Below are 13,114 nucleotides of genomic sequence, written 5' to 3'. Positions count from 1 at the left end.
GAGCAGGATGGCAAAAATATTCGCAAAAGATATCTTTGCTGTAGTGGATCTAGAAACTACAGGAACTCAACGAGAAAATGGCCATCACATTATTCAGTTTGGGTGTGCAATTATTAAAAATCTTAAAGTTGTTAAAACCTATTCTTTTATGATTAATCCCCATCGTGAAATACCTCAATCTGTTGTTAATTTAACTGGTATTAGTAATGGAGATGTACAAAAGCAAAAAGACTTTGATTTTTATGCACCTAAAATAGTCAAAATTTTGCAGAATACAGTATTTGTAGCGCATAATGTTGATTTTGACTTGCCATTTTTAAATTATGAATTAACGCAACACGGGTATGATGCGTTAACCAACAAAGCAATTGATACAGTTGAATTAGCTAAAATTGCTTTTCCAACTTTGCCATCATATAAGTTAAGCGATTTAACAGCACAATTAGAAATTAAGCATTTGAATCCACATAAGGCCGATTCAGATGCTTATGGTACAGCTATATTGCTAATTAAAATCATTAAGCAGCTTGAGACTTTGCCACAAGCAACGCTTAATACATTAAGTTCTTTAGCGCATGGCTTGATTCGTGATACGTCATGGGTGATTACCACAATCGCTGATAGTTTAAGACAAGAAAAAAGGCCGCTGCCGGCAGAGTATATGCAGATACGCAATATCATTTTGCAAAAGCAGAATGAACGTTTTGACAGTCATGGTGAAAATGGTACATTTCCGCAAAATGATAATGATAAGCGTAAGCTGTTTAAAGGAAAATTACATTTTCGTAGAGCACAAGTTGATTTAATCAATCATTTGCATCAGTTCATTAATAATCCTGAGAAAAACGCAATGTTGGTAGAAGCGCCTAACGGTACAGGGAAGACTTTTTCTTATATATTTGCTTATGCTTATCAGTTATATTCAGGAAGAAAATTGGTAATTGCGACACCAACTAAGGTTTTGCAAGAACAAGTAATGGAAAGAGAAATTCCACAGCTACTGAAGGTGACAAAGCTTGATTTGAAGGCTGAGGTTGTTAAATCAAGTAGTCGTTATCTAGACCTAGATGGTTTTGTGCAAACGATTTTTCAGGGGACGCCTAATAAGTCAACTTTGATTTTGCAGATGCAAATTTTGGTTTGGCTAACCAAAACTAAGACTGGCGATTTGGATGAGCTGAATTTAACCAATTACAATGCACCGCTATTTGCTCAGATCCAACATCCGGGGGATGCTCGTGTGGGTAGTCGATTTGCGGAAGTTGATTTTTGGAATTTGGCTCGTCGTAAGCAAGAAGAAGCCGATATTTTAGTTACCAATCATGCTTATCTGGCTAACCACTATATGGATACTATTTGGGGTCAAAATCCTTATTTGGTAATTGATGAGGCTCACCGTTTTGCGGATAATGTAATTAGTTCTCGCAATGATTCCATGCGTTTTGAATCACTTTGGGGTGTCCTGAGTCATTTACGCAATTTGCTATATTATTCAAATGACAGCGTAGAAAGCCAATTTAACGATAATGTGCAGATCAATTTCTTATTGACTAAGCTAGATCCTATGATCTTGGAGTTAATCAATTTGATTAATGAGTTGCAAAAACAACTCTATGCACAGCATGATAATGCCATCAATAAGGTTAACTTGCCTAACGGGACTCTTGAACTTAGTTTTCAGGGTAAGGGCTTATTCAATCAAGATAGTCGTTTTAAACAAATATTGCCTAAGTTTCAACAAAAACTAGAAGAGGTTAGAGAATTAACCAATCAGACTTTGTTTGAACTTTATCATGAGCAAGAAAGAATGCTGGCAAATGTTGAAGCTTTAGTTGGCGATATTACTGAGCAAATCGATCGGTTAGACTATTATTCTGAAAAAGGCTATCAATTGGCCGACTTGTTATCCGATCAAAAGAATTTAGCTCAAGATGGCTTTATTTTGATGATCACTAATCCAGAGGATCCGCTCAGTACTAACTTAGATTGGTTAATGCTTGATGCAAGCGATGTTCTTAATCAAATTTATAGTCGTTTTGATCATATTGCATTTGTCAGTGCTACATTAACTAGTGATCATAATTTTGATTATGCAATTAGTCAGTTGGCTTTGGGCAAGATGAATTTAGTTAAGTATATTGGCAAGAGTACCTTTAATATGAAGAAACATTTGGAAGCTTTTGCTGTAATTAATATGCCTAATCCAGATAGTGAAGACTATCAAAAAGACATTGCTCAAATTATGGTTAACGATTTAGCAGATAAAAATCACGTGTTGGTTTTAATGACTAATCTTGATAAGATTCATGATGTCTTTACTGAAACTTTAAATGCACCTGAGCTGAAAGACTTTGAGATTTTGGCCCAAGGTATGTCAGGTTCCAACAATCGAATTGCTAAAAGATTTGTAATTGCTAAAAAAGCAATTATTATAGGAGCTGATAGTTTTTGGGAAGGAATTGATTTCCACGATTGTGGTATTGATACCGTATTTGCGGCTCGCCTTCCATTTGAGTCTCCAGATCAGCCTGAGGTGCGCTTGAGACAGAAAAAACTAGAGGACCAGGGAGCTAACGTATTTGAAAAAGATAGTCTTCCTCGCGCGATTATTCGCTTTAGACAAGGAATGGGACGCTTGATCCGTGGCGAACATGATCATGGACAATTCGTTATCTTGGATCCAAGGATCTGGACCAAAAATTATGGGGATGCATTTTTGCAGTCGATTCCTGTAAAAGTTGAAAAAGTAACATTGAAAGAACTAAAAAAGAAGTTAAAAAATAAATAGTTATGATACAAGATGATACAAGGCAAACAATTAAATTTGTAGCATGGGTAATTGGTTTAATCATTATTGCTTTCTTTGTAAGTATTGCAATTTTTTACGCTGCAGGCTCAAAGAGCAGGGGCAATGATCAAAGAATAGCTGAATTGGCTAGAAGCAAAACGCCAATTACCAATATCTCTAAGTATTATCATTTAGACCGTGGCACAAGCAGCTACGCAATTAATGGTACAAATAAAAAAGGCAAAGGATATTATTTTATTTATTTGCCTAATTCAAAAAAGGCATACTTATATCCTGCTAAAAGGGGTGTAAGTGAAGCTAATATTAAAAATGAGTTTAAATCTTCTCATTCAAATGCTACAATTAATCATATTAATCTGGGTTGGTACAAAGGTGAAGCTGTTTGGGAAGTTGCCTATAAAAAGCCAAATGGTAATCTAGGTTATACTTTATATGAATTTAAAGATGGAAATGATATCTCAGAAGTCGATAATTTGTAGAAACTTTGGTATCATGTACATTGTATAAATGATAAAAAGGTGGATAGGAATTTTATGACAGAATTGATTTCAATTAAAGATTCTTCCAAGCATGTTGACCAAGAAGTAAAGATGCATGTTTGGCTTACAGATAAACGATCAAGCGGAAAGATTATCTTTTTGCAATTACGTGATGGTACTGCATTTTTCCAAGGGGTAGTTCGCAAGAACGATGTATCAGAAGAAGTTTTTGAAACTGCTAAAACTCTTAGACAAGAAGCCAGCTTCTACATTACTGGTACTATTCACGAAGATGCACGTTCTCACTTTGGTTACGAAATTCAAATTACTGATTTGAAGGTAGTTTCAAACAACGAAGGTTACCCAATCGGTAACAAGGAACACGGTGTTGATTTCTTACTTGATCACCGTCACTTATGGTTAAGATCAAAGAAGCCATTTGCAATTATGCAAATTAGAAACACTATGTTTAAGGCTACTGTAGACTTCTTTGAAAAGGAAGGCTTCATTAAGTTTGATGCCCCAATTTTCATGCACTCAGCTCCAGAAGGTACTACTCAATTATTCCACGTTGACTACTTTGACTATGATGCATACTTATCACAATCTGGTCAATTATACGGTGAAGCTGGTGCCATGGCTTACGGCAAGATCTTTACTTTCGGTCCAACATTCAGAGCCGAAGAATCAAAGGGTCGTCGTCACATGACCGAATTCTGGATGATGGAACCAGAAATGGCATGGATGCACCAAGATGAATCTCTCGATATTCAAGAAAGATACTTGGCTTACATGGTTAAGCAAGTTTTGGACAAGAACGAATACGAACTTAAGATTTTAGGTAGAGATCCAGAAAAGCTTCGTCCAACTACTGAAGGCAACTTTACCCGTCTTCCATACGATGACGCTGTAAAGATGCTTCAAGATGCTGGTCGAGACTTCAAGTGGGGTGACGACTTCGGAGCACCTGATGAAGGATACATCTCTGAACAATACGATCGTCCTGTCTTTATTGTCAACTATCCAACTTCTATCAAGCCATTTTACATGAAGAAGAATCCAGACAATCCTAAGGAATACTTATGTGCTGATGTTATCGCACCAGAAGGTTATGGTGAAATCTTTGGTGGTTCAGAACGTGAAGGTAACTACGAAGTTTTGAAGCAACAAATTTTGGCTGCAGGTCTTAACCTTGAAGATTACCAATGGTACCTTGACTTGCGTAAATTCGGTGGTGTGCCTCACTCTGGTTTCGGTATGGGATTTGAACGTACTATTGCTTGGGTTTGTCACCTTGACCACATCCGTGAAGCAATTCCATTCCCAAGATTGATCAACAGAATGCAACCTTAATTCGCATTTGAAAATTAAATATTTAAACAAAAGTTGGACTAGTTGTTAGTTCAACTTTTATTTTTGAAAGGAAAATCAATTTTGCAATTTAATGACTATCGTGCATTAGGATTTACGACTTTACAGAATGGCTTAATAGCTTATTATCCTCGTTTAAATATTAGTGACGCAGAATTATTATTAATTATTCAACTTGAGGCCTTTAATCAACGAGGCGAATCATTTCCATCAAATGAGAAAATTGCTGCCAATACCAACCTGTCAGTCACAGATGTAGGCAATTTGATTCAACGTTTGATTGATCGAAATTATTTAACGATAGAACAAACGACTGATGATCAGGATAAAATTGGCAATAAGTACAGCCTAAACAAGTTATATGATGCTCTTGATCAATATATTGATCAGAATATTTTAATTAAAGATGATAAGAAAGATAAGACAGTAGCCGTTACCAATAATTTAGGTAATAATCCCTTAAATTATCTATCTCGAAAAGCTGAAGTAGAATTTGGTCGCTATTTAAGTCCCATTGAGCGTGAAGAAATAGCTCAGTGGCTCAGTGTTGACCATTATGATCCAGAAATTATAGAATTAGCATTGCGAGAAGCAGTATTATCGCAGGCGTATTCTTTAAAATATATTGATCGTGTTTTACTTAATTGGCAGAGACATAATCTGAAAACGCCAGAAGAAGTTGAAAGATTTTTAAAGAGGAATAGATAATATGGCAGAAAAATTATTAAGTGATGACGAGGCCCGCGAGGTTTTAAAAAAGATCTTATCTCTTTATCCAGATGCTAAGGGAGAATTACATTGGGACAGTAAATTCCATTTATTATGTGCAGTTTTAATGAGTGCTCAAACAACAGATAAGATGGTTAACCGAGTAATGCCCCAATTTAGTAAGGACTTTCCAACTCCTGAGAGTTTAGCAGATGCACCAATTGAAGAAATAGAGAATGAAATCAAAACAATTGGTCTGTATAGATCGAAAGCTAAACACTTAAAAGCTACAGCTCAAATTTTGGTAGATAAATATAATAGTCAAGTTCCTAAAGATAAACAGATTTTAATGACATTACCTGGAGTAGGAGAGAAAACTGCCAATGTAGTTTTAGCCGAAGGCTATGGTGTTCCTGCAATCGCAGTTGATACTCACGTTTCAAGAATATCAAAGAAGTTTCATATTGTAGATGAAAAGGCCACTCCACATGAGGTAGAAAAACGACTAGAAGCGATTTTGCCAAAAGATGAATGGATTAAGACTCATCACGCAATGATTCTATTTGGGCGCTATACAATGCCTTCAAAAGCAAAAGGCGATCCGTATTCATATTTGAATTCTCAAAAATAATAATTTTGGAAGCAATTAAAATTAATTGCTTCTTTTTTTATGCAGTATTTTATAAGTGAGTTGTTACTAAATTTATTTTTTAAATTAAAAGTCTGCTTTCACTTCGTTCCAGCAGACAAAACATAAAATCAAGTAAACAAAAAGCCAAACTGCATTTTGCAGTTTGACTTTATAAATTATTTATTAATCGTTTGAACTAGAATTCTCTTGTTCACGCCGATCATTATTATTTTCAGATCTAGACGTTGCACTACTTTGTGCTTGAGAAGATGCAGATGACTGCGTACGACTTTGCTGTGAAGAAGCCCTTTGACTTCGACTTGATTGGTTTGTTGAACCATTTTCACTGGTTGATGAAGATCTACTTTCAGCTGTAGCTGGTGAATTAGCACCAGTACTGTCGCTACTATTAGTATCAGTTTCTTCATCGTCTTCATCGTAACTAGTTGCACTATTGCCAATTCCGGCAGGGGCGTGACCTCTAACGAATAATTGCCAAGTACCACCACTTGTAGCAACCTCAGGTGGGTTAGAGTTGTTAACGATTCGAGCTCCAACAACTGACTTAGGTTGTTTCCAATCTAGATTTTGCTTGTTTCTCATGAGGTAAGTCATCATGCTCTTATACAATAATTGAGCTGATTGTTGACCAACACCTGAAATAGTACCGTCCTTTAAATTATCGTAACCAGTCCAAACGCCCATTACATATGATCTAGTGTAACCAACGAACCAAGAATCTTTTGGTGTTGAATTATATCCAGGATATTTAGCTAAATCTTCATCTGAGTACTTAACAGTACCAGTTTTACCAGCTTGGTGTAAGTTGGCGATCTTAGCACTAGTACCTGAACCACGCTTGATAACGCCTTTCAACATATCAGTAATCATGTATGCTGTTGACTTCTTCATAACGCGGACACCATTTGAATCGTAGTTTCTGGTTAAACCATCAGGAGTTTCAATTTTAGAAACAAATTGTGGCTTATGATAGATACCCATAGTGGCAAATGCACTGTAAGCACCGGCCATTTGCAAGCTTGAGGCATTAGCACCAATAGCAACAGACAAGCCTGAGTTTGCAGGAACATTAACACCCATTCTACGAGCAAATGCGGAGGCACGCTTAACTCCAACTTCAGCAAGTGTTTTAACGGCAGGAACGTTTCTTGATTGTTCCAAAGCCTTACGCATGGTCATCATACCATCGTACTTGTTATCCCAGTCATAAAGTTGAATATTAGTACCAGGGTAAACGTACTTACTATCGTCAATCATTTTGGCAGTTGACCAGTTCAAATATTGAATAGCTGGACCGTAATCAAGTACTGGCTTGATAGAAGAACCAGTTGATCTACCTGTTTGAACAGCACGGTCAAGACCTAATTGAACAGAAGGTAAGTGACGACCACCTAAGATAGCAACTACGTGACCATTATTAGGATCAACTACAGTAGCACCAACTTGCATCTTATCATTAGTGAAAGGTACGGAGCCGTTGTTGGCTAATTTGTAGAGCTTTTTTTGAGCCTTTTGGTCAATATTAATAGTTATCTTTAAATTGTCATTGTATGGGTCAAAGCCCTTGCTCTTAACTTCAGAAATAGCTTCCTTAATATATGGGTCGTCAATCTTTCTGATCTTAGATTCGTTGTTTGAATGTCTAGGACGAAGCCCCTTAGTGATTGGCTCATTAATTGCTTGGTTATATTGACTCTTGGTGATCTTATCGTTTTCTAACATAGTCTTTAAAACAATGTTACGACGATATCTAGCTTTTTGTGGATATAGGTAAGGATCGTAAGCAACAGGTGCGTTAGGCATCCCCGCAATTAAAGCGGTCTGTGCCAAATCCAATTGCTTAAGGGTCTTATTATAGTAGTAATTTGCGGCAGTACCCATACCGTAATTACCATAGTTCATAAATACCTTATTAATGTAGAACTCTAGAATTTGATCCTTACTGAATTCGTGTTGTACCTTCATAGCAAGCCAAGCTTCTTGTGCTTTTCTCTTTAAGGTACGTTGTGAAGCAGCAGTTGAGAATACTGTCAACTTAACTAACTGTTGAGTAATGGTAGAACCACCGGCAGCAATACTGTTGCTTTTGGCATTTGTAAGCATTGAACCTGCAATTCTGATAGGGTCAACACCCAAATGGTCTTTATAAAAACGTTTATCTTCTACAGAAACGACAGCATCTTTAAGTTGTTGTGGTATGTCTTTATTTTTAACGTAAATTCTCTTTTCAGAACCTAATGAAAGTAGGAATTTTCCATCATTAGTATAGAGTCCTGAAGTACCACCACTTTGCAATTGGTCTTGGCTGATATTAGGCGCATCTTTTGCGTAAAAAGCGAAGAGCCCAATACCTGAGACCACTACTAAAAGCACAATAAGAAAAATCCATTTAATGATTTTCATCCATAAATGATTACCGCTAGACCTTCGCCCGTGATAATCTCTACGTGATTCGCGTTTCATATTATTATTGTCTGCCATTATTCACTTTTCCTATCTGCAATAAATTTATCGACTGCCTCAAGGTAAGGCAAGGTAGGTCGAAAGCCACTCTTAATCTCATAAGAATGGCTTTCAATTTCCTTTAAAGTCATTGAGCTTTTATCCTTTTCCCTGTAGGCATGGATTACAAAACTAGCAGGAGTTACAAAATACCTCTCTAGACTAGCGAATCTAATAATTGTAAAGCAAATTCCTTGCTGTTTCAAACATTCGTCCAAATGGAAGATCTGGTGATCATGGAAGTTCTTTAATGGAAAGTTTGTTTTATTTCTTGTTTCCTTAGCTTCAAAATCAAGATAATAGCCTTTGTACACGCCATTATAGTCAGTCGTTGAAGCCTGTCTAAAATAAGCTTCTCTGATTACTGCCTTTGAACGTTTAGGATAGTCAACCTTTACAATTTGAATTGGTGTTGGCTTCTTATGAACAACTGCTATTTCTCCCATTAAATAGTATTTATTAGATTCGTTTATTTGTTGCTCCAAGGTCATACCACGGTCAGAAAAATTAACTCCCTTTCTGTGTTTGTATGATCGATGAACAGTAGCATGTTCTTCTTTTTTTGTTACTGGTTTTCTAAATGCGGCTAAACTACCGCTTGGATATTTGACCATTAACCTCACTCCTGTTAGCATTATAGCAATAAAGACTGGATTTTTGAATATTAGGGGGCGTTTACAATAATGCAGCGTTTATGGGTAACTGGATATCGTTCCTATGAATTGAATGTTTTTGGTGATAGGGATCCGAAAATCACTGTAATAAAATATGCCCTAAAGAATTACTTTGTTAGTTTAATCGAAGAAGGACAATTAGATTGGATTATTACAGGTGCCAATTTGGGAGTAGAACAATGGGCTGCCGAAGTTGGATTAGAATTAGGAGAAAAATATCCGGTTAGAACGTCGATTATGATTCCCTATGAGGAATTTGCTAATCGCTGGAACGAGACTAATCAGGCAAAATACATTAATTTAAAAGAAAAAGTTGATTTCTTTGCTTCAACTTCAAATACGCCGTATCAAAGTCCCGTACAATTGCGCAACTATCAAAATTTTATGGTTCAGCATACCGACCGAGCTATGATGATCTATGATCCAGAGCATCCCGGTAAGCCAAAATATGATTATAATTTAATCCAAAAGTATCAAGAAACCAAAGAATATCCCCTAAATTTAATTGATTTTTATGATTTACAAGATGTGGCTGAAGAATATCAGGAAAACCATCAAAGTTCTAATTTCTCCGAATAATTAAAAGTTTTATTAAAGCCGGTATATTTGTTTTAAGTGGCCTATCTTTTTGCTAAAATAAAAGTGAATGTAAAGGAGTTGTCAGTAAGATGGCAAATTTAAATGATATAAAACTATCTGCACAAGATATATTAAAGAAACAATTTAGAAGTAAAGTAAAAGGTTATGATCCAGACGAAGTTGATGCATATCTGGATCAAGTAATTTCAGATTATGAAACATTCCAACAATTGATTGAAGATTTGTACGGTCAAATTGGTACGCTTCAACGTCAATTGATGGATGAAAAGCAAAAAGAAAAGAAGACAGTTGCAGCTGAACGAAAAGACGAAGAAAAGCTTAAGACTTATACACCAAGTCATCGCAGATCAGCAGCTGTTTCTAATTTTGCTCAAGAAGACGAAGGCCAAGGAGAAATCTCAACCAATATGGCAATTATTCAAAGAATTTCTACTTTGGAAAGAAAAGTTTATAATCTTGAGCAACATGTGTATGGCTTAAAGCATTAATTTTTGCTATAATGATTAACAGTGTGAATTTCGAGTAGGCGCGGCTAACTGATGTTAGTTGAGGAAAGTCCACGCACGCACAAGCTGCGATGCTTGTAGTGTTCGTATTCAGCCTAATAAGCTGGAGAAAAGTCTTTTGACTTTTACGGCGGAAAAAGTGCTAAATCTTATGACATGCATTACTATCCTGGAAAGTGCCACAGTGACGAAGCAAGGTCAGAAATGATCTTGGTGGAACGAGGTAAACCCTGCGAGCGTGAAACCCAAATTTGGTGGGGGAGCTTCGGTCTAAGAAAATGAACTAAAGACCGAGTTGTTGCTTTGCAATAAAGATAGATGACTACTGAAGGTAATTTCGCCAAAAATTACTGGAACAAAACGTGGCTTATAGAGATTCACACCGGCAGAGTTGGGCTTTTGGTCCAGCTCTTTTTATTTTGATAATAAATAAATGAAAGAGTAATAATGAAAGAATATCAACTTTACGCAACAATGGGCGCCGGTTTTGAAAGCGTCGTCAATAAAGAACTACAAGGCATGGGTTATAAGACTCGTGTTGAAAATGGTCGTGTATTTTTTAAGGGAACGCAAGAAGATATTGTTAAAACTAATTTATGGTTGAGAACTGCTGATAGAGTCAAGATCTTGCTTAAAGAGTTTAGAGCAACTGATTTTGATACTTTATTCAACGAAACATATGATTATGATTGGGCAGAATTGTTGCCAGTTGATGCTAAATTTCCTGTCCAAGGACGAGCAGTTAAGTCTAAGCTTCACTCAGAGCCAGATGTGCAATCAATTGTCAAAAAAGCGATTGTTAACAAAATGGTTGATCAATATCACCGACGCGGCTTTTTGCCAGAAAGTGGTAATGAATATCCTTTAGATGTGCATATTTACAAGAATGTCGCTCGCTTATCATTAGACACCACTGGCGCAAGTTTATTTAAACGTGGTTATCGTGTTGAACACGGTGGCGCACCTTTAAAGGAAAACTTCGCGGCAGGTTTGTTAAGATTAACACCATATAATGGTACGCACCCATTGATTGATCCAATGACCGGTTCTGGTACTTTAGCAATTGAAGCAGCTTTAATCGCTAAGAACATTGCCCCAGGTACGTGGCGTAAGTTTGCTTTTGATGGTTTTGACTGGTTTGATGCTAATTTGCATAAAGCAGCTTTGGCTAAAGCTAAGACAGAAGTTAAGCCATTAGAAGCACCGATTTGGGCTAGTGATATTGACCAATCAGTGCTAGAAATTGCTAAATTAAATGCACATAATGCAGGGGTATTACAAGATATTCGTTTTAAGCAGGTTGCAGTAAAAGACTTTACTACTGATTTGGAAAACGGCATTATCATTGCCAACCCACCATATGGTAAGCGACTTAAGGATCGCGAATCAGCAGAAGAACTTTATAAGCAAATGGGAGAAGTATTGCGTCCATTAGATTCATTTAGTCAATACTACCTAACTGCTGACCCTAACTTTGAAAAGTGTTTTGGTGCAAAGGCTACAAAGAAGCGTAAGTTGTTCAACGGTAACTTAAGAGTAGATTTCTACCAATATTGGGCTAATAGAAGGTAAACATGATTACGAAAGATCTGAACACAGAATTTTGGGTAATTTCAGATACCCATTTGATTGCGGATAGTTTGCATGATGAAGGTCAAGCTTTCTCTCGTATGCAAAAAACGAGTCAAGGTAAGGATCTCTACTATCAAGAAACGGCTCTATCTGCTTTTATGCGTATGGCTCAAAGAAAGAATCCTGCTGCAATAATTGTGACAGGTGATTTAACTTTTAACGGGGAAAGAGTTTCCGCAGAAAGATTTGCAGAGATTTTTAAACCATTAAAAAAGACCAAGGTTTTAGTTTTACCTGGTAATCACGATGTTTTTGACGGTTGGGCTAGAGAGTTTCGTGGTAAAAAGCAATTTTATGCCGGTGAAATTAGTCCTATGTTCTGGCGTTCGATTTTCGATAAATCATATCGTGAAGCTACCGATGAAGATGACAGCTCTTTGGCATACAGTGTTCAATTAAATCCACAATATTTCTTAGTGTTAGCTGATTCTAATATTTATGGCAGAGAAGAGACAACGGAAGCTCCTCATACTCATGGAATGATTGGTAAACAGCAGTTAAAGTGGATAGAAAAGCAATTTCGTTATGCGCAGGAGCATGACTTGCGCCCTATTCTTTTCATGCACCATAATCTGTATGCCCACAATCCAGCAGTAAACAAAGGTTATGTAGTTGATGATGCAATTGAATTACGTCGTCTTTGTGCAAGATATAATGTCAAACTGGCTTTTTCAGGACATATTCATGCGCAAAATATTATGGGGCCTCAAGGCACGACGCCAACAACCGAAATTGGCACTTCTAGTTTTTGTTCTAACGACCAAGGATACGGAGTAGTGCGTGTGCATTCTCGTCATATTACTTATATTAGAAGAAACTTTGATATGACGCGGTACCTGACTGAAAAAGAAAAACAAGATTATACTTTGGTGCATTTCCATAAGTATTTAAAAAACTTGCAACTGGGAAGTATTTCCGCAGATATGATGCAAAGCGAATTGAATAAGTATCATGATGATATAGATTTGGTTCGAGAGATGGGAAAATTATTCGGTTGGATGAACTACCACTTCTTTAATGGACATAATCACCTAAAAGTCAGTGAGTTAAATAAAATTCATTCATCGGAGGCATATCAAACCCTGATTAAACACCATCCGGAGTTTCGACTTTATTTGGAAACCTTGTATGACACTAGTGACCACACTAATTTGCAAGTAAAAATCAGATATTAAATAAAG

Annotated in this window: 11 protein-coding genes and 1 other RNA gene; 10 read left to right on the top strand and 2 right to left on the bottom strand. The window is 36.7% G+C overall.

Features of this window, described 5'->3' with window-relative positions; translation table 11 throughout:
* Positions 1–7: 7 nt before the first annotated feature.
* From WS44_RS00885 to nth, 5 genes are all read left to right on the top strand, one after another.
* Positions 8–2,788: a helicase C-terminal domain-containing protein gene (locus WS44_RS00885; RefSeq protein ID WP_022087314.1), complete on the top strand. Its 2,781-nt coding sequence runs from the start codon at positions 8–10 to the stop codon at positions 2,786–2,788.
* A 2-nt stretch (positions 2,789–2,790) separates the two neighbouring features.
* Positions 2,791–3,288, top strand: a complete 498-nt coding sequence (locus tag WS44_RS00880; protein ID WP_013438048.1) for a hypothetical protein — start codon at positions 2,791–2,793, stop codon at positions 3,286–3,288.
* A gap of 54 nt (positions 3,289–3,342) precedes the next feature.
* On the top strand, positions 3,343–4,641 hold the full coding sequence (gene asnS, locus WS44_RS00875; protein ID WP_013438047.1) for an asparagine--tRNA ligase: 1,299 nt from the start codon (positions 3,343–3,345) through the stop codon (positions 4,639–4,641).
* An 81-nt stretch (positions 4,642–4,722) separates the two neighbouring features.
* Positions 4,723–5,367, top strand: coding sequence for a DnaD domain protein (locus WS44_RS00870; protein WP_022087315.1), 645 nt, complete (start codon positions 4,723–4,725; stop codon positions 5,365–5,367).
* A 1-nt stretch (position 5,368) separates the two neighbouring features.
* A complete protein-coding gene (gene nth / locus WS44_RS00865) occupies positions 5,369–5,998 on the top strand; it encodes an endonuclease III (RefSeq protein ID WP_013438045.1) in 630 nt (209 codons plus the stop codon).
* A 183-nt stretch (positions 5,999–6,181) separates the two neighbouring features.
* On the opposite strand, the gene WS44_RS00860 is transcribed toward nth, so the two are convergent.
* Together WS44_RS00860 and recU are read right to left on the bottom strand one after the other, a co-directional pair.
* The gene (locus tag WS44_RS00860) at positions 6,182–8,500 is read right to left on the bottom strand and encodes a PBP1A family penicillin-binding protein (RefSeq protein ID WP_014565900.1); all 2,319 of its coding nucleotides are present in this window, start codon (positions 8,498–8,500) and stop codon (positions 6,182–6,184) included.
* Complete coding sequence (gene recU, locus WS44_RS00855) at positions 8,500–9,135, bottom strand: Holliday junction resolvase RecU (protein ID WP_013438043.1); 636 nt, start codon at positions 9,133–9,135, stop codon at positions 8,500–8,502. Before recU ends, WS44_RS00860 begins: the two co-directional genes overlap by 1 nt.
* Positions 9,136–9,204: 69 nt before the next feature.
* Here recU and WS44_RS00850 point away from each other — a divergent pair, with 69 nt between their 5' ends.
* The 5 genes from WS44_RS00850 (at position 9,205) to WS44_RS00835 (ending at position 13,108) form a co-directional block, all read left to right on the top strand.
* Positions 9,205–9,774 carry a DUF1273 domain-containing protein gene (locus WS44_RS00850; protein WP_013438042.1) on the top strand — a complete coding sequence of 190 codons (570 nt, stop codon included), beginning with the start codon at positions 9,205–9,207 and terminating at the stop codon, positions 9,772–9,774.
* 89 nt (positions 9,775–9,863) lie between these two features.
* Positions 9,864–10,283 (top strand): cell division regulator GpsB, encoded by a 420-nt coding sequence (locus tag WS44_RS00845; protein WP_013642009.1) that lies wholly within the window; start codon positions 9,864–9,866, stop codon positions 10,281–10,283.
* Positions 10,284–10,309: 26 nt separating this feature from the next.
* Positions 10,310–10,676, top strand: an RNA gene (gene rnpB, locus WS44_RS01060) — RNase P RNA component class B.
* A 72-nt stretch (positions 10,677–10,748) separates the two neighbouring features.
* Positions 10,749–11,873, top strand: a complete 1,125-nt coding sequence (locus WS44_RS00840) for a class I SAM-dependent RNA methyltransferase (protein WP_013438040.1) — start codon at positions 10,749–10,751, stop codon at positions 11,871–11,873.
* A 2-nt stretch (positions 11,874–11,875) separates the two neighbouring features.
* Positions 11,876–13,108, top strand: coding sequence for a metallophosphoesterase (locus tag WS44_RS00835; protein WP_046432556.1), 1,233 nt, complete (start codon positions 11,876–11,878; stop codon positions 13,106–13,108).
* Positions 13,109–13,114 lie beyond the last annotated feature (6 nt).

This window comes from Lactobacillus sp. N54.MGS-719, from assembly GCF_000980505.1.
Taxonomy (GTDB): domain Bacteria; phylum Bacillota; class Bacilli; order Lactobacillales; family Lactobacillaceae; genus Lactobacillus; species Lactobacillus amylovorus.
The sequence above is the reverse complement of the archived record's forward strand: the minus strand, read 5'-3'. Positions and strand labels throughout refer to the sequence as shown.